The sequence below is a fragment of the Variovorax sp. TLI9-5A genome, assembly GCF_056867935.1.
On the sequence record NZ_CP200310.1, the window covers coordinates 1,520,818 to 1,542,067 of the forward strand.

Annotated in this window: 18 protein-coding genes and 4 tRNA genes; 17 read left to right on the top strand and 5 right to left on the bottom strand. The window is 63.8% G+C overall.

Annotation, left to right across the window (positions count from 1 at the left end; all coding sequences use genetic code 11):
* Positions 1-1,021: 1,021 nt before the first annotated feature.
* The 5 genes from AC1VNX_RS07450 to AC1VNX_RS07470 all read left to right on the top strand — a co-directional run bounded on the left by AC1VNX_RS07450 (position 1,022) and on the right by AC1VNX_RS07470 (position 7,523).
* Positions 1,022-5,053, top strand: coding sequence for an RHS repeat-associated core domain-containing protein (locus tag AC1VNX_RS07450; protein WP_483161897.1), 4,032 nt, complete (start codon positions 1,022-1,024; stop codon positions 5,051-5,053).
* A complete protein-coding gene (locus AC1VNX_RS07455; RefSeq protein WP_483156133.1) occupies positions 5,041-5,430 on the top strand; it encodes a hypothetical protein in 390 nt (129 codons plus the stop codon). Before AC1VNX_RS07450 ends, AC1VNX_RS07455 begins: the two co-directional genes overlap by 13 nt.
* A 101-nt stretch (positions 5,431-5,531) precedes the next feature.
* Positions 5,532-6,557 carry an IS110 family RNA-guided transposase gene (locus AC1VNX_RS07460; protein WP_483156134.1) on the top strand — a complete coding sequence of 342 codons (1,026 nt, stop codon included), beginning with the start codon at positions 5,532-5,534 and terminating at the stop codon, positions 6,555-6,557.
* A gap of 365 nt (positions 6,558-6,922) precedes the next feature.
* The gene (locus AC1VNX_RS07465) at positions 6,923-7,288 is read left to right on the top strand and encodes a cytochrome c oxidase assembly factor Coa1 family protein (RefSeq protein WP_483156135.1); all 366 of its coding nucleotides are present in this window, start codon (positions 6,923-6,925) and stop codon (positions 7,286-7,288) included.
* A gap of 25 nt (positions 7,289-7,313) precedes the next feature.
* Complete coding sequence (locus tag AC1VNX_RS07470) at positions 7,314-7,523, top strand: hypothetical protein (RefSeq protein WP_483156136.1); 210 nt, start codon at positions 7,314-7,316, stop codon at positions 7,521-7,523.
* Positions 7,524-7,677: 154 nt separating this feature from the next.
* Here the strand turns inward: AC1VNX_RS07470 and AC1VNX_RS07475 are convergent, their stop codons facing one another.
* A complete protein-coding gene (locus tag AC1VNX_RS07475; protein ID WP_483156137.1) occupies positions 7,678-9,027 on the bottom strand; it encodes a tyrosine-type recombinase/integrase in 1,350 nt (449 codons plus the stop codon).
* Between the two features lie 95 nt (positions 9,028-9,122).
* On the opposite strand from AC1VNX_RS07475, the gene AC1VNX_RS07480 reads away from it, so the two are divergent.
* From AC1VNX_RS07480 to greB, 4 genes are all read left to right on the top strand, one after another.
* Positions 9,123-9,235, top strand: a tRNA-Met gene (locus AC1VNX_RS07480).
* Positions 9,236-9,318: 83 nt separating this feature from the next.
* A tRNA-Arg gene (locus AC1VNX_RS07485) sits at positions 9,319-9,395 on the top strand.
* Positions 9,396-9,511: 116 nt separating this feature from the next.
* Positions 9,512-9,588, top strand: a tRNA-Arg gene (locus AC1VNX_RS07490).
* A 55-nt stretch (positions 9,589-9,643) separates the two neighbouring features.
* Positions 9,644-10,222 (top strand): transcription elongation factor GreB, encoded by a 579-nt coding sequence (gene greB / locus AC1VNX_RS07495; RefSeq protein ID WP_483156138.1) that lies wholly within the window; start codon positions 9,644-9,646, stop codon positions 10,220-10,222.
* Positions 10,223-10,237: 15 nt separating this feature from the next.
* Here greB and AC1VNX_RS07500 read toward each other — a convergent pair whose 3' ends face one another.
* From AC1VNX_RS07500 to AC1VNX_RS07515, 4 genes are all read right to left on the bottom strand, one after another.
* Positions 10,238-12,493, bottom strand: coding sequence for a RelA/SpoT family protein (locus AC1VNX_RS07500; RefSeq protein ID WP_483156139.1), 2,256 nt, complete (start codon positions 12,491-12,493; stop codon positions 10,238-10,240).
* Between the two features lie 93 nt (positions 12,494-12,586).
* Positions 12,587-12,790: a DNA-directed RNA polymerase subunit omega gene (rpoZ, locus tag AC1VNX_RS07505; protein ID WP_007835875.1), complete on the bottom strand. Its 204-nt coding sequence runs from the start codon at positions 12,788-12,790 to the stop codon at positions 12,587-12,589.
* Between the two features lie 43 nt (positions 12,791-12,833).
* Complete coding sequence (gene gmk, locus AC1VNX_RS07510) at positions 12,834-13,454, bottom strand: guanylate kinase (protein ID WP_093209718.1); 621 nt, start codon at positions 13,452-13,454, stop codon at positions 12,834-12,836.
* A 23-nt stretch (positions 13,455-13,477) separates the two neighbouring features.
* Positions 13,478-14,401, bottom strand: coding sequence for a YicC/YloC family endoribonuclease (locus AC1VNX_RS07515; RefSeq protein WP_483156140.1), 924 nt, complete (start codon positions 14,399-14,401; stop codon positions 13,478-13,480).
* Between the two features lie 91 nt (positions 14,402-14,492).
* Here AC1VNX_RS07515 and AC1VNX_RS07520 point away from each other — a divergent pair, with 91 nt between their 5' ends.
* From AC1VNX_RS07520 to AC1VNX_RS07555, 8 genes are all read left to right on the top strand, one after another.
* On the top strand, positions 14,493-15,500 hold the full coding sequence (locus AC1VNX_RS07520; RefSeq protein WP_126025049.1) for a serine/threonine protein kinase: 1,008 nt from the start codon (positions 14,493-14,495) through the stop codon (positions 15,498-15,500).
* Between the two features lie 4 nt (positions 15,501-15,504).
* Positions 15,505-16,410, top strand: coding sequence for a PP2C family protein-serine/threonine phosphatase (locus AC1VNX_RS07525; RefSeq protein WP_483156141.1), 906 nt, complete (start codon positions 15,505-15,507; stop codon positions 16,408-16,410).
* A 41-nt stretch (positions 16,411-16,451) separates the two neighbouring features.
* Complete coding sequence (gene rph, locus AC1VNX_RS07530) at positions 16,452-17,183, top strand: ribonuclease PH (protein ID WP_483156142.1); 732 nt, start codon at positions 16,452-16,454, stop codon at positions 17,181-17,183.
* A 19-nt stretch (positions 17,184-17,202) separates the two neighbouring features.
* Positions 17,203-17,802, top strand: a complete 600-nt coding sequence (rdgB, locus tag AC1VNX_RS07535) for an RdgB/HAM1 family non-canonical purine NTP pyrophosphatase (protein ID WP_483156143.1) — start codon at positions 17,203-17,205, stop codon at positions 17,800-17,802.
* Between the two features lie 10 nt (positions 17,803-17,812).
* Entirely contained in the window at positions 17,813-19,075 is a 1,263-nt protein-coding gene (gene hemW, locus AC1VNX_RS07540) for a radical SAM family heme chaperone HemW (RefSeq protein ID WP_483156144.1), read from the top strand.
* A gap of 32 nt (positions 19,076-19,107) precedes the next feature.
* Positions 19,108-19,195: transfer RNA gene (locus AC1VNX_RS07545), tRNA-Ser, on the top strand.
* Between the two features lie 754 nt (positions 19,196-19,949).
* Positions 19,950-20,720, top strand: a complete 771-nt coding sequence (locus AC1VNX_RS07550; protein ID WP_483156145.1) for a hypothetical protein — start codon at positions 19,950-19,952, stop codon at positions 20,718-20,720.
* A 5-nt stretch (positions 20,721-20,725) separates the two neighbouring features.
* On the top strand, positions 20,726-21,244 hold the full coding sequence (locus AC1VNX_RS07555; RefSeq protein WP_483156146.1) for a GTP-binding protein: 519 nt from the start codon (positions 20,726-20,728) through the stop codon (positions 21,242-21,244).
* The last annotated feature ends 6 nt before the right edge of the window (positions 21,245-21,250 follow it).

Genomic DNA, 21,250 nt, shown 5'->3' on the forward strand with positions numbered 1-21,250 from the left:
GGTATCGGGCTTGTCTAGCCAGTCTGCCCAGGCTTGCATCATGGCTCGGCGCTCCTTGATGTATTGAGCCCGGTTGGGATGTGGTGATACGGCTCGGTTGACCAATGGCAGCAGGCACTTACCGCGGTCATTCGCTCGCGCTGGCTGTCGTCGAGCAACAACGCAAGGCGAACCCCCTGTGTACTTTCCCATTCAGAGTGGCCGCATTTCTCCTAGCTTTGCCAATATGACGTTGGTTGCCGATGGCCCTTCGGCTAACCTGAAACAACTTGTACGGAATGCGCTGCGTGGCAGTGCGCATCACCTGAGGGGGGATTGACCGTTCAAAAAACTGACCGTAGTGGCTCACGAAGGTGCCACCAGATGTTCAGGTTCGCAAATGGGAAAGCACGGGGAGAGGGTGATGGAGATTTCTAGGACGCTGATGGGCAAGGTGGTTCCGTATTTCACTGCTCGTCTTGCAGGGCTGACTGGGAACAGAACGAAGTGGCCTTTGCGCCGAAGTTTGAAGAGGATACAACTCAAGATAGTTGCCACGCTGTTGTTCCTTGTCGCATCAGCGTCGGCTCACGCCGCAGCATGTGATGTTTCTAGGGACAAGCAAACTTGTATGCCACCGCAGGAGTTGGGCTGGTACTGGTTACCTAACGGTGTGCGATTCGACTACCCCAGCTTGAGCGCCGCCACCGATGCCGTCTCTGCCCGCATTCGTCAGGAAAAAATCGACTTGTGGGGAGCCTCGTTGTGTTCGATTGCTGTCTCTACAGTGCCTGTCGGTACTCTGACGGTCGGTTCCCCCGATCTTTGCTATGGCGGAACTGTCGGTAACTTTGCGGGTGAGGGCAGCACCCTTTGCGTCGAGACCACCGTGACGGGGTTCGCTCGCTCTGACGGTCAATGCAGTGCGGTGCCGAGCCAGTCCTCCCGCTTCCAGCTATTTCGCGTTCTTCAATGTCCTTCTGGCTGGACGCCAGACGACGCGGGATGCTGGAGACCCATTACTCCCGAGCCAGCGCCCAACATGTGTCAACGCCCGGTCGATGGCGCTGGCACTCCGAACCCGATTCTTCCGGCCACAGCTGAAAAATTCCGCTCCGAGCCTGATTGGTCCGACTCTGGCCCCGGCGCCTTGTCCTTCATACGCACCTACCGCAGCAACTGGGCCAGTGATTCGGCACGCGTCGGTGGGCCGCTCGGCCAGGTCTGGTCACACAACTTCAGCACCAAGCTGGTTGCAACGCCCAGTTCTTCACCCACGAGCGTGACCATCACCACTGGCGAAGGCTACGTGCGCACCTTCGGCAAGGCTGCCGGCGCCACGACTTGGAGCGCAGGCAATAGCGCGGACTCGCTGGCCCAACTCTCCTCCGGAGCCTGGACCTATTCCCGGGCGGACGACAACACCACGCTGAGCTTCGACGGCTCCGGCAAGCTGCAGGCCGAGACGGACCGTAACGGTTGGACCACCACCTACACCTACAACGGCGCTGGTCAATTGGCCTCCGTCACGAATAGCTTCGGCCGCACCCTGGCGTTTGGATACAGCAGCGCGGGTCAGTTGACCACTGTCACGACGCCAGACACACGCGTCATCGCCTATGCATATGACAGCGCTGGTCGTTTGGCCTCCGTCCTGTACCCCGATGGCAAAGGCCGCAATTTCGTCTACGAGAACGCATCGTTCCCTCAGGCCCTGACCGGCATCTTCGATGAGGCCGGTGTTCGTTGGGGCACGTTCGCCTACGACAGCACGGGCCGTGCGATCAGCACCCAGCTCGCGGGCTCCGCTGACAGCTACCAAGTCAGCTATCCCTCGGCTGGCTCGGCTACGGTGATCGACCCGTTGGGCACGAGCCGTAACTACAGCTATGGCACCACGCTGGGCAAGCTTGCCGTCACCGGAGGCTCGCTGCCCTCGGGCGAAGGCAAGAGTGATGCGGCATCCCGGGTTCAAGACAGCAATGGCCTGATCACCTCAGAGACCGACTTCAATGGTGTGGTGACCACCACGACCTGGGACGTGACCCGCCGCCTGCCGACCACCGTGGTGTCAGCCTCCGGCACGCCCGATCCGAAGACGGTGACGACCCAATGGCATTCGACCTTCAGCCTGCCCGTACTGATCACCGAGCCCGGCCGCACCACCGCCTATACCTACGATGCCGTCGGCAATCCTTTGTCGAAGACGGTCACCGATACCGCGACCAACAAGGCCCAGCTCTGGCAGTGGACGTACAACGCTCAGCAGCTGGTCGATGTAGCCACCGAACCCAACGGCGCAGTCACCAGCTACACCTACGACCCCCGAGGCAACGTCCTCACGTCCACGAATGCGCTGGGCCACGTCACCAGCTACGCCTACGACCTCGCCAACCGCGTCGTCAGCTCGACCGCGCCCAATGGCCTAGTCACCACCCACACTTACGACCAACGTGACCGCTTGTTGACTCAGACCGTCGGCGGCCGGACCACCGTTCTCACCTACAAGCCCTACGGCACCGTAGAGACTGTCTCCTTGCCCAGCGGCCTCGTCCTGACCTACGCCTACGACGCTGCCCACCGCCTGATCGGTTGGAGCAACAACCGAGGCGAGAGCGGCACCTACACCCTGGACGGCATGGGCAACCGCACCGCCGAGCAGATCAAGGACTCCGCAGGCAACGTCGCCTGGAGCGTGGCGCGCACCATCAACAACATCAACCGCCTCTCGGGCAGGACCGAAGGCGCAAACCAGAGCAGCACCTTCGGCTACGACGCCAACGGCAAGCTGATCCGATCCACGAATGCTTTGAGCCAGAGCACCGTCGTTGACTTTGATAGCCTGCGCCGCGTCAAGAGCGTCACCGATGCAGCCAACGCCAGCGCCACCCTGAAGTACAACGCCTTGGACGCCGTCACCGAGGCCAAGGACTTCAAGGGCGTGGTCACTGCCTATGGCCGCGATGCCCAGGGCAACGCCACCACCGAGAGCAGCGCAGACACCGGCGGCTCCAGCACCCAGTACGACAACCTCGGCCTGCCCAGCCAGGTCACCGATGCCCTGGGCCAGGCCGCGACCATCACCCGGGACGCCCTGGGCCGCCCCACCGGGCTGGTCTTCGCCGACGGCAAGACCACCACCCTGCGCTACGACCTCACGGCCAACAGCAAGGGGTATCTGTCGGAGATCATCGACCGCAGCGGCACCACCGAGTACACCCGAGATGCCTTCGGGCGAGTGACGCTCAAGAAGCAGACCTTGGCCAACGGAAGCGTCCAGCAGGTCAGCTACGCCTACAACCCCAACGGCACCTTGGCGAGCATCGGCTATCCCAACGGCGGCACCCTCAGCCACACCTACGACGCCACAGGCCGTCTCACCGGCCTGAACTGGAACGGCAACCCGCTGGTCAGCGGCATCGCCTGGAACCCACTGGGCCAGCCCACGGCATGGACCTGGACCTTCACCACCAGCAGCCCTCAGCTCACAGCCAGCCGCAGCTACGACACCGCCGGCCGACTGACCACCACCGAGTTCAGCAGCTACGGCTATGACGCTGCAGGCCGGATCACCAGCCTCACGCAGAACCTCTGGCAGCCCGGCGACACCGACCCCACCCACAGCACCATCGCCAATGCGAATGTCACCTGGAGCGCCGGGTACAACAGCGTGGGTCGCCTCACCAGCTTCAACGCCACCGGCAACACCGCAGGCTTCGGCTACGACGCCAACGGCAACCGCTCCAGCAGCACCCGGCTCCTGAACGGCCAGACCACCACCCGCACCTACACGGTCGGCTCCTCCAGCAACCAGCTCTCGGGCTTCACCCAGACCATCAACGGATCAAGCAACACCAGCGTCACCTACGGCTACAACGCCAACGGCGACCTGCTCTCCGATGGCCTGCGCAGCTACACCTACGACGCCGAGGGGCGCCTGGCCGCGGCAACGACTGGCGCGACCGATGTCAGCCCCACCACGCGCTATGCCCACAACGCGCTCGGACAGCGGGTGTTCAAGACCGAGCCTCTGTACCCGCCGAGCCAGGGCGATGAGGCCGACCCGGGGTTCATGGCCAGCCTCATCGCGTTCTTCACGAAGCTGTGGAGCCCGAGCACGACGCAGGCGGAGCAGCTGGGCTACGCCTACACCTACGACGAGCAGGGCACGCTGATCGCGGAGGTGGGCAGTGGCGGCACGGCCAGTACAGGCCAAGCGCAGTACATCTACCTGCCCACGGGCAATGGGCCGATGCCGATTGCGGCGGTCATCGATGGAGCCACGTATGCCATCCACAGCGATCACCTGAACACCCCGCGCAAGCTCAGCAACGCCGGCGGCCAGGCCGTCTGGCAGTGGGGCTACAGCGCCTTTGGCGAGGACAAACCCACCAACGCCAGGAACAGGTTCGCCAACACGGAGACAACACCGAATCCGGGCACCACGAACATCGCCGAGGTGAAGTTCAACCTGCGTTATCCGGGGCAGTATGCGGATGAGGAGTCGGGCCTCAGCTACAACTACTTCCGCAGCTACGACGCAAGGACCGGGCGGTACAGCCAGCCCGATCCGATCGGCCTCCAAGGCGGTTGGAACAGGTTCGGGTATGTCGATGCGAATCCTTTGATCTTCACGGATCCATTGGGACTGCTCCACGGGATACCGATGGAACAGGTTCCCATTCTGGTGCCTGAGCCACTCCCACCAGTCAATGATCCATGCGTGCAGAAATTCCTTCTGGATACCTACGGCGACGCACTGACCAAAGCCATCAACTTCGGCAACCTTCAACAGTATCTTCCCGTTGCCAACCCGGATGCATATCGAGCCCTGAAAGAGGGGATGAAGATTGGAGCTGAGAAAACGCTGGTTGCGAAAGGTCCAGGAATTGCGGGCAATGCGCTCATGAAGGCCAACCCTGGAAACCTTTCACTGGGATATTCACTCGGGTCAAAATTGGCAGGATTCTCGAGTGTCGTGTCAGGTGTCGCCGAAGTTGGGGGCGCATTTCTGATGCCTTTCGGATCTGTTGCGATGATTCAAGCGCGCGAGGCGTGTTCATGCAAAAGATGAAGGCCGATCTTGTTGGCTTGGTGATGCTGGGGGTGCTGGTGGCAGTTGCTTCACTCTTGGTCCCGAGCTCTGAGATCGCGAGACCTCTTTGGCTCTTCATATTTGCCGTGTGGGGGGTCTGTGCCCTCTTTGTCTGGCATCACAAGCTTGCACCCGATCAACCAAGACGGTGGCTTTTGATGGCGGCAGGATCGATCGCTGGCGCTGCCTTGTGGTTTGGATTTGCAAGACTCGCATCTCGTCTCGCATTCGGAGTACACGAGCCTGGCCTATCTGGATTTTTCGACGCGGGCATAGCGCTCATGATTGCTCCCGGCCTTGCTTTTATAGCTATCGGGGGCTGGGTGCGCGCCCTGTTCGTGAACTCAGCAACGTAGTTCTTCAGATGGTATGGGCGCCCCTCCCGCTGCTGCTTGCACCGCACTGCGGGTAGTGCCAGATTGACGATTCCACCGTCATCATCGAAACGGAGACCATCATGGAACGTACCGTCATTGCCGTCGACATTGCCAAGAAGGTGTTTCAGCTGCACTGGGTCGAGATGGACACTGGTTGCATCGAGCGCCTGCAGTTGAAGCGGGCAAGGATGCTGGAGTGGTTTGCCAATCGAACGGCTGCACTGGTCGTCATGGAAGCTTGCGGCGGCGCACACGACTGGGGCCGGGCTCTGATTGGATTGGGCCATGACGTACGACTCATCTCACCCAGGAAAGTGCGTCCGTTCGTGCAGCGCAACAAGACCGATGCTGCGGACGCTCAAGCGATCTGGACGGCATGCCAGCAGCCCGGCATGCGCTTCGTTCCCGTCAAGACCGAGGCCCAGCAGATCGTGCTGTCGCTGCACCGGCTGCGCGCGCAGCTCATGAAGACCCGCATCATGCAAACCAACGAGCTCCGGGGGCTGCTCTACGAGTTCGGCATTGTGCTGCCGGAAGGCCACGCGGCACTGCTCAAGGCATTGCCCGACGCCATGTGCGACGCGAAGACCCGGCTGCCAGCGATGCTCATGGACAGTCTGGACGAACAGCTCAGGCGAGTGCAGCGACTGCAGGCCGACATCGGCCTGATCGAGCGACGGCTCTCGCAGCAGATGCGGGAATTACCGGCCTGCAAAGCTGTCGCCGAGATCCCCGGCATTGGTCTTCTCACGGCCACGGCCGTCGTCGCCAGCATGGGCACGCCGACAGCGTTCAAAGACTCCCGGGAGTTTGCTGCATGGATCGGCTTGATTCCGCGCCAGACCGGTACCGGTGGACGGGTACGGCAGCTCGGCATCAGCAAGCGAGGCGATGCTTACCTCAGAACGTTGTTGATGCACGGTGCTCGAGCCGTCGTGATCAGATCCAAGGATGGCCCGACATGGCCATGGTTGACCGCCCTGTTGCAGCGCCGACCTTACAGCGTGGCTGTCGCCGCGGTGGCGAACAAGCTGGCACGAACGATCTGGGCGGTGCTGGCACGCGGTCAAGCCTGGCGCGCCGAGGCGTGGCAGACCGCGCACTGACGACGAAGAGAACGAAGCAACCAGTTTGAAGGAGAGCAAGCGACCACGCGTGTGATGGGACAGACGGGTCGGACCGGGACGGGGACACTCCGATAGGGAACAAGAGCGCCAAGCTCGATGTTCAGATGGGAATCCCGTCAGCGAAAACCATCAGGGCCAGCAGGCATATCCGCCTGCACAACAGGCCGGATATAAGACTGCAGCCCTGCCTCCTGGATCTTCACACAGCGAGTTCTTGTAATCCGGGGGCGCCCATATAAGAGGTTCCCTAAATCGGACCTTCCCAAGTTTGGAACGGGCAACAGCCGGGGCGGTGACGGAGCCGGTGCTTGGGTCGATGGAACGCTTTACAAAGCCGGGGTAGCATGAAATTTTTCAAGTGGGCGATTGTCATCGTGCTAGTTGTCCTCCCGCTTGCGGAGGTAGTCGGTCACTTTGTTGTTCAACGAACTGATGCGTACCAAGTCCTTGCCGACTACGTCGAGTCCTCAACTGCCATCAAAGAGAAGGTTGGGGATCGCCCGAAGATGAGGTTGCATGTCTTCGGGTATTCAGTTCGAGTAACAGGGCCAAGTGGAAGCGCAGAGTTCTCTGCGTCCGTAGAAGGTTCTCGCGGAACAGGGGAGCTATATGCGAGCCTGGCAAAAAAGAGCGATTGGAAAATCACTGCGATCACACTCGATGGCCAAGAGGTTTATGTGACTGGCAAAGAGGAGCCAACAGGCAGATGACCTGACCGAGTGCATCGAGCTCTTAATGATCAAGATGAAGTTCAGCACACCACGCCGCAGGAACCCTTTCGACAACCCGCTGGTCGCACTCCTGACCCATGTGGCAGCCCTGTGCATCGCATGCGCTGCAGGCTACTACTCGACGCGCGAAGCAACATGGCTGCCGCTGATTGTGGGGGCGGGAGTCATCACGGTCATGGAGGCCGCATGGCTCTATTTCCGGTTCAGACACTAGAAGCGCATCAGCGTCTGATGTGGGAAATCACCGTAGGCCGCGCTGCGACCTGTTCTCCTTCTTTCCCTTCAAGCTCAACCCCCCCACCGGGGACCCTACAAAACCTACAAAAGCCCCTTTCGTAGGTTTTGTAGGCTCCGTGGGTGGCCGCTTTTCAGTTTTGCGAGGTCTGCGACGCGGCCTCTGTCGCTGCTTCTGGTGACGGGAACCTGATTCCTGCCTGCTCCAGAATCCAAGCTTCGATGCGCTCATGGTGGACGCGCAGCAGGTCGAGCGGTCGCACCGTGTAATGCTTCTCAGCCGTCGCGCTGGGCTTGTGGCCCATGATCTGCGCAACGACGCCGGCAGGAATCTCCAGCCACTCTGTAAGACTCTTGAATGAGCGGCGCAGGCCATGGAGCGTCAGGCCTTCCAGTCCTGCTGCGATACAGGCATCCGTCATCCCCCCGTTTGGATCAGAGAGGTGGGTCTTCTCCTTCACTGGGCTGGCGAAGACGTACTGGTTCACACGGTGCAGCGCGGATATCAGATGCCACACATATGGAGTCAGCGGGATTTGCCTGTCGCCTTCCACCTTGTCGCGAATGGTGATGCTCTTCCAACGCTCGTCTATGTCGGCCCATTTCAGAGCAAGCAGTTCGCCGCGGCGAGCCCCGATCAGTAGCAATGTCTGGAGGTAGGCCGAGAGTGTCGGGCTAGGCAGCGCCTGCACCGCAGCGAACCACGCAGGCAGCTGCTCCTTCAGAAGAACATCCTTCTTCTTCCCGGCCTTGCCGAATGCCTCTCGAGTCTTTCGGGTCTTCGCGGCTTCGGGATCAACGATCCGCTTGTAATCTGGCTCCTCGCTGCACCAGGTGATGAAGGCTTTCAGGCATCGCCACGCCAGGCGGCCGTAGGTCTTGCGCTCCTGCCCTTGCTGGGCAGACCACGCTTCTACCGCGTCGGGTGTGAGGTCTGAGAGCTTCATGGAGAGCAGGGGAAAGAGCGGCCCCGGCTTCGTCTGGCCTGCGCCTCTGGTGCCTCGGTTGACGATCTTTCCGCCCGCCTGAGCTAATTTCTCGTGGTCAGCGTAGTGGCGTGCACCCCACGTCGATTTGCGGGCCTTCAGGTAGACCTGCCAAGCATCGCCAACCGTCACGGCATCTTTCACGGCCTGCACTGCTGCTGCAACTCGCGCTTTTTCCTGTTGGCGCGCAACCTCGCGGGGGTCGGTCCCGCTGTCCATCGCAACACGCAGGCGAAAGGCTTCGGCCCGAGCTGCATCGATGCGCCATGCGCGAACGTCTCCGATAGTGCGGCGGATGGTCTTTCGATCAAGCTTCGCCTCGAAGACGAAAGACTTTGCACCGTTGGCCGTGACGCGCACGCGCAGACCTGGGGCCTTGCTGTCCCTCAGAAAGGCCTGTTCCTTCCCTGGTGGGCAGGCCAGGCGTTCGATGGCACCGGTCGTGAGGTCGATGGGTTCGGAGAGGTCGAGCGCTTGATTGCGGGGCGGGCGTGCCATCGGGTGCCTTTCATGTAGCCGCCATGTAGCCACTTGCCATGGATTTACATAAACATTCAGCGATGCCGAAACGAGCATCGAAGCCGTCTTCAGAGGGGAAATGAGACGGTCAGCGTGATTCTACGAACATCCATGAACTTCGCTTGACATTCAATTTCTCGGACTCATAATCCGTTGGTCGCTGGTTCAAGCCCAGCACGGCCTACCACCCTCCCTTCGGCGATTCGAGACTGCAACGTGTTGCCGTGCTTTCGGGGAGCAGCCAAAAATCAGGCTATAATCGAAAGCTTCGCGGCTGTAGCTCAGCTGGATAGAGTACTTGGCTACGAACCAAGGGGTCGTGGGTTCGATTCCTGCCAGCCGCACCAACTTAAAAATGCCCGGAAGATTCGTCTTCCGGGCATTTTTTCTTTTTCGGCTTTCGATTCAATTCATCCGAATAGTTCGGGAATGACCTGCAAAGCGGGCTATAATCGCAAGCTGTGCGGCTGTAGCTCAGCTGGATAGAGTACTTGGCTACGAACCAAGGGGTCGTGGGTTCGATTCCTGCCAGCCGCACCACTATAAAGAAAGCCCGCAACGTGAGTTGCGGGCTTTTTTCTTTTGGAGGATTGGCGTGAACAAGGCATTCACCAAGGAAACGGATTCCGACGGAGACGACGACGGCGCCGATGGTGCCTCGCCTCCGCTTCCCGCGGGCAGCAAGAACTACATCACTCCCGAAGGCTATGCGCGCCTGCGCGACGAGCTGCTGCAGCTGATGGACGAGGAGCGCCCGAAGATCGTCGAAACCGTCCATTGGGCCGCCAAGAACGGCGATCGCTCGGAGAACGGCGACTACCTCTACGGCAAGAAGCGCCTGCGCGAGATCGATCGCCGCATCCGCTTCCTCACCAAGCGCCTTGAAATCGCGGAGGTCACCGATCCATCGGTGCACCATGGCCGCGATCAGGTCTTCTTCGGCGCCACCGTCCTCTACGCCGACGAAACCGGCGAAGAACGCAGCGTCACGATCCTCGGTATCGACGAGGCGGAGAGCGCGAAGTCGCAGGTCAGCTGGATCTCGCCGATCGCGCGGGCGTTGCTGAAATCACGCGAAGGCGATGTCGTGAAGCTCGTGACGCCCGGTGGGGCGCACGATGTCGAAATCCTGTCCGTGAGCTACCCGGCGCCGCGCCCGGCCGGGGCTGCGTAGCACGGCAACGCCGCCTCAGGGCGCGGGAACCGTCCTGGAAGCGGTCAGCACCGACGCCGTGCGCCGTGCCGCGCGCAGCACCGCATCAAGATGCGCGCGATCGCGCACGGCAATCACGAAGCGCAGGTCGGTTGAATCCTGCGGTGTCTCGTCGGCCATTTCCACGTGCGTGATGTCGGCTTCCGCATCGGCCAGCGTGGCCGCGACGCGCGCCAGCACGCCCTTGTCGTTGCGCACGGTGATGACAACCCCGGTTTCGAAAGCACGCGTGGGCTCGTCCGCCCACTCGACGGCGAAGAAGCGTTCGCTGTCCTTGTGGCGCAACCGCTGGCCGACGCCGCAGTCTTCCGTGTGCACCACCAGGCCTTCGCCATGACCGAGATAGCCGACGATCGGATCGCCGGGGATCGGCCGGCAGCACAGCGCAAAGCGCACGGAAGAGTTCTCGCTGCCATCCAGCGTGACCGCGCCCTGCGACACGGTCTCGTGCGAGATGAAGCGCTCGCGGCTCAGCAGCAACGCATCGGGCCTCTCGCCCAGTTCGGAAAGCATCGACACCAGCCGCTTCGCAACGATGCTCGCGATGCGCTTGCCCAGGCCGATGTCGGTCAGCAGCTCGGAGCGGGTGCGGTTGCCGGTAAAACGCAGCAGCTTTTCCCACAGCGCCTGGTGCTCTTCGTCTTCCTCGGGCAGCTTGCTCAGCCCTTCGGCGCGCAGCGCCTGCGCGAGCAGTTTTTCGCCCAGGCCCTCGGACTCGGCATGCGCCAGCGTCTTCAGGTAGTGGCGGATCTTGGAGCGCGCCCGGCCGGTACGAACGAAGCCCAGCCAGGCCGGATTGGGCGTCGACACCGGCGCGGTGATCACTTCGACCACGTCGCCGTTCTTGAGCTCGGTGCGCAGCGGCACCTGGTCGCCGTTGATGCGCGCGGCCGAAGTGTGGTCGCCGATGTTGGAATGGATGGCGTAGGCGAAGTCGACCACCGTGGCTCCGCGCGGCAGCGCCATGATCTGGCTCTTGGGCGTGAACACGTAGACCGCGTCGGGAAACAGGTCGACCTTGACGTGGTCCCAGAACTCGGCGGCGTCGCGCGTCTCGTCCTGGATGTCGAGCAGCGATTGCAGCCACTTGGTGCCCAGCCGGTCGTTGCTGGCGGCGTTCGGCTCGGCTGCCTTGTAGAGCCAGTGCGCGGCCACGCCCGATTCCGCCACCACGTGCATGGCCTCGGTGCGCAGCTGGAATTCGACGCTCACGCCGGCCGGCCCCACGAGCGTGGTGTGCAGCGACTGGTAGCCGTTGAGCTTCGCGATCGCGATGTGGTCCTTGAACTTGCCCGGCAGGGGCTTGTACATCTGGTGCAGGATGCCGAGCCCGGTGTAGCAGGCGATCACGTTCGGCACGATCAGGCGGAAGCCGTAGATGTCGGTCACCTGGGCGAAGCTCAGGTGCTTTTCTTCCATCTTGCGGTAGATGGAATAGAGAGTTTTCTCGCGGCCGGCGATCCGCAGCGTCATCCCGGCGGCGGAAAAAGCGGCCTCGACCTCCTTCTGAACCTTCTGGATCAGGTCGCGCCGTCGGCCGCGTGCCTTGGCGACGGCCTTGGACAGCGTCGCATAACGCCAAGGTTTCAGATGCCGGAACGACAGCTCCTGCAGCTCGCGATAAGTCTGGTTCAGCCCCAGGCGGTGGGCAATGGGGGCATAGATGTCCAGCGTTTCCCGCGAGATCCGGCCCCACTTTTCACGCGGCGCATCGGCCAGCGTGCGCATGTTGTGCGTGCGGTCCGCCAGCTTGACCAGGATGACGCGCACGTCGCGCGCCATGGCCAGCAGCATCTTGCGGAATGACTCGGCCTGGTTTTCCTCGCGGGTGTTGAACTGCAGCTTGTCGAGCTTGGTGAGCCCGTCGACCAGTTCGGCCACCGGGGCGCCGAAGCGCTCGATGAGTTCGGGCTTGGTGACGCCGCAGTCCTCGATCGCGTCGTGCAGCAGGGCGGCCATCAGCGCCTGCGCGTCGAGCTTCCACTCAGCACATTGCGCCGCCACGGCGATGGGGTGGGTGATGTACGGCTCGCCGCTGTTGCGCAGTTGCCCCAGGTGCGCCTCGTCCGCGAAGCGGTAGGCGCGGCGGACCAGCTCGGTGTCTTCGGGGCTCAGGTAGTCCAGGCGAGCGGTCAGTGCGGCAAAACTCGCGGCGGCCGCATTCAACGCCGCCGGGCTCGGCTTCGGCGTGCCTTTGGGGGCATGGGACTGAGATTTGGCGACCGCACTCATGGCTACCACTTTAGCGTGACCGCTGTATGGACGCGCCGGGACATAAAAAAAGCACCGCTTTGCGGTGCCTTTTCGTTGCAGGGCTGCGTCAGATCAGCCCGGCACCTTCTTGAGCATTTCGAGGCCGATCTTGCCTTCGGCGATCTCGCGCAGGGCGGTCACGGCGGGCTTGTTCTTGCTCTCGATCTTGGGGGCGTGGCCCTGGCTCAGCATGCGCGCACGGTAGGTGGCGGCCAGGACGAGCTGGAAGCGGTTCGGAATGTTGACGAGACAATCTTCGACGGTGATGCGGGCCATGATGAGGATCTTTCGGTCGGTCTGGGAGCGGTGGGCTCGGAAATCAGGGGATGTTCAGTGCGGCGAAGGTGTCGGCACGCGCTCGGCGTTGCGCGGAATACCGAAGCCGCTGAGCGTGGACGATCGCCTTGAGATCGAAAAGTGCCCGCTCAAATAACTCGTTGATTATAACGAAGTCGAATTGCCCGGCCTGGGCCATCTCTTCGGCGGCGTTTTTCAGGCGCAATTCGATGACCGAGGCGCTGTCCTCGCCGCGCCGTTCGAGCCGGGAGCGCAGCTCCTCCCAGCTGGGAGGCAGGATGAAAATCATCACCGCGTTGGCAAAGGTCTTGCGGATCTGCAACGCGCCCTGGAAGTCGATTTCGAGGATGACGTCGGCCCCCTGGGCGATGCGGTCCTCGACGGCCTTCTTCGACGTGCCGTAGCGATGGCCGTGCACATGGGCCCATTCCACGAAGCCGTCGGCCGCGATCATCGCGTCGAACTCCGTCGGCGAGGCAAAAAAGTACTCGCGGCCGTGCTTTTCCTGCCCGCGCGGCGACCGGGTCGTGTGGGACACCGAGGGCTGCACTGCCGAGTCGAGCTCCATCAGCGCCTTGACCAGGCTCGACTTGCCCGCGCCGCTGGGCGCCGCCACCACGAAGATATTGCCGGGGTAATCCATTCTTTCGCTCGTCTTCGTCGTCGTCATTCGATGTTCTGGACCTGCTCGCGCATCTGCTCGATCAGGACCTTCATGTCCACGCCGATGCGCGTGAGTTCCAGCGCTGCCGACTTCGAGCCCAGGGTGTTGGCCTCGCGGTGCAGCTCCTGGATCAGGAAGTCGAGGCGCTTGCCGATCTCGCCGCCCTTCTTGAGCAGCCGCTCAATTTCGTCGAGGTGCGAATTCAGCCGAGTGAGCTCCTCGGCCACGTCGATGCGGATTGCGAAGGCGGTGGCCTCGGTCAGCGCGCGGTCCTGTGCGGCCTCTGGCGGCGTGCCGCCCGTTCCGGCGGTCAGGCCCATGGCCTCCTGCCAGCGCTCCAGGAAGCGGGTGCGCTGCTGCTCGACCAGTTGCGGCACCAGCGGGCCGGCCTGCTGCACCAGCGTGCGCAACTGCGCGAGGTGGGCTTCGAGCATCTTGGCCAGCCGGGTGCCTTCGCGCTGGCGGGCCGAAATCAGGCCTTCGAGCGCCTTGCCCGTCACGTCGAGGAGGTCGGGGCCCCAGTCGCCGCGGGTGGCGCTGTCGCCGCCGGCCAGGCGCAGCACGTCGGCCACGCTGAGTTCGCGCGCGCTCGGCAGCCACGCCTTGATGCTGTCCTGCACGCCATTCAGGCGCTGCAGCAGCTTGACGGAGGGCTCGACCACGCCCGAGGAAGACGTGCTTTCGATGGCTGCCCGCACTTCGACCTTGCCGCGCTTGAGCTTGGCCGTGAGGAGCTCGCGCAGCGCGGTTTCATGCTGGCGGAGCTCTTCCGGCAGCTTGAAGGTGAGATCGAGGAAGCGGCTGTTGACCGAGCGGATTTCAACCCCGAGCCGGCCCGTGGCGGAAGGCCGTGCCTCGGCTTCGGAGTGGCTGCCTGCGGGCCCGTTCTGGCCGCTGGCGTAGCCGGTCATGCTGTAAACTGGCATTGCGCCTCACTGTGGTTTTGCTTGCATGCACCGAGGCGTCGGCACGGCGTTCGCTTGCCGCACCATCGCCTTCGGGCGAAACTCCCGGATTATGTCAAAGGTCAAGCCTACGCCCCTGCCGCCCGATACGGTCATTGGTGGTTACCGCGTTGTACGCCGGCTTTCCGCGGGCGGTTTCGGTGTCGTCTATCTCGCCATCGACTCCAGCGGACAGCAGGTGGCCATCAAGGAATATCTGCCGTCGTCGCTCGCCACGCGGGGGCCGGGCGAACTCGCGCCGCAGGTGCCGCCGGAGAAGCTGTCGCTGTACCGGCTGGGCTTGAAGAGCTTTTTCGAGGAAGGGCGCTCGCTGGCACAGATCTCGCACGCATCGGTGGTCAGCGTGCTCAACTTTTTCCGCGAGAACGAGACCGTCTACATGGTCATGAACTACCTGGAGGGCGCGACCCTGCAGGACTTCGTGGTCACGGCGCGCGACCTGAAGAAGCAGAAGGTGTTCCGCGAGTCGACCATCCGCTCGCTCTTCGACGAGATCCTGCGCGGCCTGCGCATCGTCCACCAGTACAAGATGCTGCATCTGGACATCAAGCCGGCCAACATCTTCGTCACCGACGACGACCGCGCCGTGCTGATCGACTTCGGCGCCGCGCGCGAAGTGCTCAGCAAGGAAGGCATCTTCATCCGCCCGATGTACACCCCCGGCTTCGCGGCCCCCGAGATGTACCGGCGCGATTCGTCCATGGGCCCCTGGACCGACATCTACGCCATCGGCGCCTGCATCTACGCCTGCATGCAGGGCTACCCGCCCAACGACGCGCCCCGGCGCATCGAGAAGGACCGCCTCAGCCTGTCGCTCTCGCGCCTGCGCGGCGTGTATTCCGACAACCTGATCGAGGTGGTCGAGTGGTGCATGTCGCTCGACCCGCTGTCGCGCCCGCAGTCGGTCTTCGCGCTGCAGAAGGAGCTCAGCCGCGAGGGCGAGCGCCGCTACACAAAGCTCACGGTGGGCGAGAAAGTGCGCCTGTCGATCGACAACATCCGTTCCTTCGACAAGAAGGCTCTGCCCAAGGCTGCCGCGCCCACCACGCGCCCTGCATGACATCATGAAATTCTCCGTCTTCCAGGTCAGCCGCAAGGGCGGACGTCTCAAGAACGAAGACCGCATGGGCTATTGCTACACGCGGGAATCGGGGTTGTTCGTGCTGGCTGACGGCATGGGCGGCCATCCGGAAGGCGAAGTGGCGGCGCAGCTCGCGCTGCAGACCATCGCCGCGCTCTACCAGCGCGAGGCGCGCCCGACCGTGAAGGACGTGAAGTCCTTCCTCGCCGAATCGGCCATGGCCGCGCACCAGCAGATCATGCGCTACGCGAGCCACAAGGCCATGCTCGACACCCCGCGCACCACCGTCGTCGCGGCCGTGTTGCAGGGCACCACCGCCACCTGGATGCACTGCGGCGATTCGCGCCTTTACGTCGTGCGCGACGGCCGCCTGCTGGTGCGCACGCGCGACCACTCGCACGCCGAGCGCCCGAAGCCGCACGGCTCCGACATGCCCGTCAACCGCAACCTGCTGCTGACCTGCCTGGGCTCGCCGACCACGCCGCTCTTCGACGTCTCGGCACCGCTGCAGCTGCAGCGCGGCGACCGCATCATGCTGTGCTCTGATGGCGTCTGGGGCGTGCTCGACGACGAACTCATCGTGCACACGCTGTCTTCCGGCAAGCCCGTGTCCGACGCCGCCCCCGACCTCGCCGAGATGGCCCTGCGCAAGGGCGGCTCCCACAGCGACAACGTCACGCTCATCGCGCTCGAATGGGAAATGCCCGACAGCGCGGACGACCGCAGCGGCGTGTCGACCGAGACCATCGAGGACGGCGTGTTCGCCTCCACCATCCAGGCCGGCATGCCGTCGGACAACGAGATCGACGACCTCGACGAAGACGCGATCGAGCGCTCCATCGCCGAGATCAACGAAGCCATCCGCAGATCGGCGGCGCGCAAGACCTGAGCGCCGCTTTCCTTCCTTTTTCCTTTTCCGGTTCTCGAACAATGACTGCTTTCACACGAAGCGGCGGCCGCGCCGCCGACCAGCTGCGCCCGGTGCGCATCACCCGCGGCTTCACCATCCATGCCGAAGGCTCGGTGCTCATCGAGTTCGGCCAGACCCGCGTGCTGTGCACCGCCTCCGTCGAAGAGAAGGTGCCGCCGCACAAGAAGGGCAGCGGCGAAGGCTGGGTCACCGCCGAATACGGCATGCTGCCGCGCGCCACCCACACCCGCAGCAGCCGCGAGGCGGCCAAGGGCAAGCAGACCGGCCGCACGCAGGAAATCCAGCGCCTCATCGGCCGCTCGATGCGCGCCGTGTTCGACCTCGCCGCGCTCGGCGAACGCACCATCCACCTCGACTGCGACGTGCTGCAGGCCGACGGCGGCACGCGCACCGCGGCCATCACCGGCGCCTTCGTCGCCGCGCAGGACGCCGTCGACAAGCTGATCGCCTCCGGCGCCATCACCGTCTCGCCCATCAAGGGCCACGTGGCCGCCATCTCGGTCGGCATCGTCGAAGGCACGCCGCTGCTCGACCTCGAATACACCGAAGACTCGGCCTGCGACACCGACATGAACGTCGTCATGACCGGCGCTGGCCACTTCGTCGAAGTGCAGGGCACGGCCGAAGGTGTGGCCTTCACGCGCGACGAAATGAACATCCTGCTCGGCCTTGCCGAAAAGGGCATCGGCGAACTCGTGACCCTGCAGAAGCAGGCACTGCTCTCGAACTGACCCATTCACTGACAACTGCATGAAACTGGTTCTGGCTTCCAACAACGCGGGCAAGCTCGCCGAACTCCAGCAACTGTTCGCGGAGCTCGCCGTCACCCTCGTGCCGCAATCGGCGCTGGGGGTGAGCGAGGCTGAAGAACCCTTCCGTACCTTCGTCGAGAACGCGCTGACCAAGGCACGCCATGCCAGCGCCGCCACCGGCCTGCCGGCCATCGCCGACGACGCAGGCCTGTGCGTCGATGCGTTCGGCGGCCTGCCGGGCGTGGACACCGCCTACTACGCCACGCAGTTCGGCTACGCCAAGGGCGACGCGAACAACGTGAAGGCGCTGCTCGAGCAGCTCGACGGCGTCGCCAACCGCCGCGCCGCGCTCGTCAGCACGCTGGTCGCGCTGCGCAGCCACGACGACCCCGAGCCGCTCATCGCCGTGGGCCGCGTGGTCGGCGAGATCGCGCCCGCGCCCATCGGCGACAACGGCTTCGGCTTCGACCCCGTCATGTACCTGCCGGCCTTCGGCAAGACCTTCGCGCAGCTGTCGCCCGAGGTGAAGAACGCCAACAGCCATCGCGGCCGCGCGGCGCAGGCCATGCTGGCGCTGATGCGCGAGCGCTGGTTCTGATGGGCGATTGATGGCCACCACGTTCCCGATCCAGCCAGCGCCGCCCACGGGCGCGCCGCAAGCCAACGACGTCCTGCACTGGATGCGTCCCGGCCCGCTGCAGCTCAGCGCGTTGCCGCCGCTGTCGCTGTACATCCACCTGCCGTGGTGCCTTCGCAAGTGCCCGTACTGCGACTTCAATTCGCACGAATGGCGCGCCGCCAGCGAGGCCGACATCGACGGCATTCCCGAGGCCGCCTACATCGACGCGCTGGTGGCTGACCTCGATGCAGCACTGCCGCTCATCTGGGGTCGCACCGTCCACACCATCTTCATCGGCGGCGGCACGCCCAGCCTGTTCTCCCCGCAGGCCATCGACCGCCTGCTGGGCGACATGCGCGCACGCCTCAAGCTCGCGCCCGACTGCGAGATCACACTCGAAGCCAACCCCGGCACCTTCGAGCGCAACCGCTTCCGCGCGTACCGCTCGGCCGGCGTCACGCGCCTGTCGGTGGGCGTGCAGAGCTTCAACGACGAGCACCTGAAGGCACTGGGCCGCGTGCACGACCGCGCGCAGGCCATTGCCGCCCTCGAAGAGGCCGCGAGCACCTTCGACACCTTCAACCTCGACCTGATGTACGCGCTGCCCGGCCAGACCCTGGACGGCCTCGACGCGGACCTCTCGCAGGCGCTGGCGCTCGCGCCGCCGCACATCTCGGTCTACCACCTGACCATCGAGCCCAACACCTGGTTCGCCAAGTTCCCGCCGGCCCTGCCCGAGGACGACATCGCCTACGCCATGCTCGACCGCATCACCGAGCGCACCGGCGCCAGCGGCATGTCGCGCTACGAGGTGTCGGCCTATGCGAGCGAAGGGCACCGCTGCGCGCACAACCTCAACTACTGGCAGTTCGGCGACTACCTCGGCATCGGCGCCGGCGCGCACAGCAAGCTGAGCTTCGCGCACCGCATCGTGCGGCAGGTGCGCTTTCGCGAGCCGCGCCTGTACATGGAGAACGCGCGCGCCGGCGCGGCCGTGTCGCAGAGCGACGAAGTGGCGCTGGCCGACCTGCCGTTCGAATTCATGCTCAATGCATTGAGGCTGAAGCAGGGCTTCACGCTGCCGCAGTTCAGCGAGCGCACGGGGCTGGCGATGACTTCGATCCAGCGCGGTTTGGAAGAGGCCGAACGCAAGGGCCTCGTCGCCCGCGACCTGTTCCGCGTATGGCCGACCGAGCGCGGCCTCGACTTCCTGAGTGACCTGCAGTCGATGTTCCTGCCCGACGAGGAGTAGGGCGCCGCCGTCGGCATAAAATCGCCGGTTCCGGAGAGTTGGGTGAGTGGTTTAAACCAGCAGTCTTGAAAACTGCCGACGTGAAAGCGTCCGTGAGTTCGAATCTCACACTCTCCGCCAGAATCAATCTCTGGCAGTTTTTGAAAGTCCCGCGCAGCCTCTGCGACGGGACTTTTTCATTTGCAGAAGCTCGTTCACCACGAGAGATCTGCTTGGCGCTTCTATCGGCCAAGCGCTCCATGCCGAAAGACTTCAGCGATACCGAATCAGGTCCGCACTGTTTCTGGTTGGCGACGAGTTTGGTCAGCCGGGACCCCTGGTCGTTGTCGTAGATCAGGGTGAGAGCCCACCGGTCGTGAACTGCGGAATTGCCGAGAAGAGTTCGCAGCCGTCCTTGTAGACATGCTCGAATTGGCGCCCTCGGCGATCGCAGCCGCCAAAGATCCCGTGTCTGCGGGCTCTCCCGCATCGGTGCAGGTGTCATAACTCCCTGCAGCCTGGGCTTGCCTAGAGGGAGGCTCATGCACCAGCCGATTTCGCGGCCTCCTCGGAGCCGCGCCCCCGAGCCTGACAACCGCGTCGATGCGCTTGGAGCGGTGGCCATCCGCCATTCCGTCGCCGCACCACCACACCCCTCCCTACCGATTCCCGTAGGCTGCACTCAGGCTTTGTAATCTAGTGTTTTTATTTGCAACGGATGTTATATTTTCCCAGAAACATTTTCATAACACTTAGGCATTCAGTTCAGGGAGGGGCGCGAGTCTCCCCGTGAATGCTCAGCGTGGGGAGCTCCGGAATTGCAGTTCAAGCCGCAAGAAAGCCCCAACTTGGTGCCACTGGCCTTGGTCATTGCGTGGCCGTTCCGGAGCCATCCATGAACACGCCAGCCGCCGCCCCACGCGCCCGCCGGCCGCTGCTGAGCTTCAGCGTCGAGGGCTTGCCGGCCCGCGACGAGCTGCTCTTCAAATCCCTTGTCCGGTTGCTCGACCACCGCACCCACCAGCACTGGGCCTGGCAGGTCGAGGACGCCGATCTGCGCGTGGTGGGCGACAGGCTCCCCGCGCCGCCTGAAGAAGAACCGGCCGACAGCCCGGTGCCGCTGTTGACGATCGGCGAGACGCCGCCGCCGCGCGGGCCGTTCCTGCGTTTGCCGTTGCATGCCGATGCGCTGGAGGCCATGCTCAACCGCCTCGGCGCGCTGGTGGTCCATGCCCGCGAGCTAGGGCTGGCTGCGGCTTCTCGCCGCCGCAACGAGCAGGCAGCGCATGGCGAGGAATACCGCCTGCTGCGCTGGCCCTCGGCCACGCTGCTCGACTCCACCCTGCGCATGAAGCTCGCCACGCTGCTCGCGAGCCGTCCGGCCTCATTGCAGGCGCTGCAGCAGCGCTCGAACGCCAGTGCGCAGGAGTGCGCGGATTTCATCTCCGTGCTCGAGCGCGCGGGCTTCGTCGCGAGCAGTGGCGGAGGCGCCACCGGCTTCGCCAACAGCCGCGCGCCCGAGTCGATCTGGCCCGATTCGCACATCTCCACCGGCAACGACGCGCCTCATGCCGCGCCCCCCGCGCCGCGAGCCAACGTGGAACCAGGCCTGCTGGCGCGCATCCGCAGCCGCCTCGGGCTGCTGTCATCCGGACCGAGGGCCTGAAGAGCGTGGAGCACAAGATTCTTTTCACCGGCACCATGGGTGCGGGCAAGACCACCGCCATCGCCGCGGTGAGCGAGATTCCACCGGTGCGCACCGAGGTGCGCAACAGCGACACCTCCGTCGCCAAGGCCACCACCACCGTGGGCCTGGACTACGGCGAGCTCACGCTCGACAACGGCGAGAAGCTGCGCCTGTACGGCACGCCGGGGCAGATGCGCTTCGACTTCATGTGGCGCATCCTCGCGCGCGGCGCGCTGGGCCTCGTGGTCCTGGTCGACAACAGCCGCCCCGATCCGCTGGCCGATCTGGAGGTGTACCTCGACGGCTTCGCCGAGCTCATCGAGAAGACGGCCTGCGTGGTCGCGGTGGGCCGCATGGAGACGCACTCAGAACCGGGCCTCGAGGCCTACGCCCAGCGCATGCAGGACAAGGGTGTGCTGTGCCCCGTGCTGCCGGCCAACGTGACCGATCCGCAGCAGGTGGTGCAGCTGCTCGAGCTGCTGTTGATCCAGCTCGAAGCCTGAGCACCG